This window comes from Paenibacillus sp. LBL, from assembly GCF_029893715.1.
Classification (GTDB): Bacteria; Bacillota; Bacilli; order Paenibacillales; family Paenibacillaceae; genus Paenibacillus_AQ; species Paenibacillus_AQ glucanolyticus.
In genome coordinates this window covers 1-1,511 of sequence record NZ_JARXYU010000047.1, presented here as the reverse complement: position 1 = coordinate 1,511, position 1,511 = coordinate 1, and the positions used below count along the sequence as shown (strand labels likewise).

Below are 1,511 nucleotides of genomic sequence, written 5' to 3'. Positions count from 1 at the left end.
TATTGTCATTTATAGTGTCCTCCTATCTTAGCTGATCGATCGAGCGCTTGGCCCGCTGCTGTTTTTGAGACTGCTCGGATTACAATTGCATTACCGTATTTGAGTTTTAATGCGTCGGTTGTCCGTTCAAGTGCCATCTGTCTCTCCCGGTCAGTATCAAACAGCGATAACTGATATTCATTGTCGGGGGTGAGCTGAGTCAAACTAACGCCTATCCGCCGGATCGGTAAGCCATCCCAATAAGTTTCAAGCAATCGGCGTGCCCAATGATAAACCTGATTGGTGATGTTGGATGGATCCTCCATCTTCATTTGTCTTGAAAATCCCGTTGGCCGATCGAAGTCAGCTCCCATACACCCCACCGACACAACATGCCCCATGAACCCTAGTGCCCGGCAGCGCTGACAGACCAACTCTGTTAGCTCGAGCAATGGAGTTAAGATGTGGTCAAACTCCCGATAATCAAAAGGGAGGGTCATCATATGGCCTACTGACTTTGGTGCAACCTGGTGTGTGCCTGATCGCACTGGGCTATCGTCGATTCCGTTTGCGATGCGCCAATACATTTCCGCCTGGATGTCGGAGTTCTTGCCAAACTTCCGCCGCATCATCTGCTTCAGCTTTACAAGAGGTGTCTGAGCTACACTTCCAATATTCAGGAGTCCCATAGCATTGAAATGTCGGGTCATACGACTGCCGGCCATAAACATGTCGCTGACGGGACGTTTCCACAACGTCTCGGGCAGCATCTCTTTGGTGAGGGTATATATGCCGGATGGATTCTTTTTGGCGTAATTGTCACATGCAGTCTTTGCAAGGATTTTGGTTTCGGCAATCCCGAAGCGAGTATAAACGCCTGTCGCAGCTTGTACATGAGCCTGAATGATCCGGGCCATTTCTTTTGGTGTATCCGCAAACAGATGCATCGAGCCGGTCACATCTAGAAATTGTTCGTCAATGCTGTACGGCTCGACCAGATCTGTGTAGCTCTTGTAAATGTCCGTGATCAGCATAGACACATCGATGTATCGTTGCATCCTCGGCTTAATAACAACAAGATCCGGGCATTTTGCCACTGCCTCCCCAAGGCGCTCTGCGGTAGTAATCCCCTTTGACTTGGCAATAGGGCAAGCTGCCAGCACAATTCCTGAACGACGTTCCGGATCCCCAGCAACCACCAAAGGCCGATCCTTGTACTCAGGATGTTCGGCCTTTTCTACACTCGCATAAAAGGATTGGCAGTCAACGAGCATGACCACACGTTTAGATGATTTCAACACATATCCCTCCTTCTTTTAATCCAAGGACGCGTATGTCATAGAATCAAACTCCGACCATCTATGTTTGTCAATAGAACACGTCCTTCATTCGACTAAAAATGAGCATAAATAGATAGAATTATGCTCATTTTTTATTTGTGCTCTATATCAAACAACTTGAAAAATATTATTCCTCCAAAGAATTAAAAGATTAGACCCTTTATGCACACATGTTTTTATATAGATACCCAA

1 protein-coding gene is annotated in these 1,511 nt (G+C 46.7%); it reads right to left on the bottom strand.

Going from position 1 to position 1,511, the window contains the following annotated elements; all coding sequences use genetic code 11:
* Positions 1–5 precede the first annotated feature (5 nt).
* Positions 6–1,277, bottom strand: a complete 1,272-nt coding sequence (locus M2277_RS31585) for a DNA polymerase IV (protein WP_006212427.1) — start codon at positions 1,275–1,277, stop codon at positions 6–8.
* Positions 1,278–1,511: the final 234 nt, after the last annotated feature.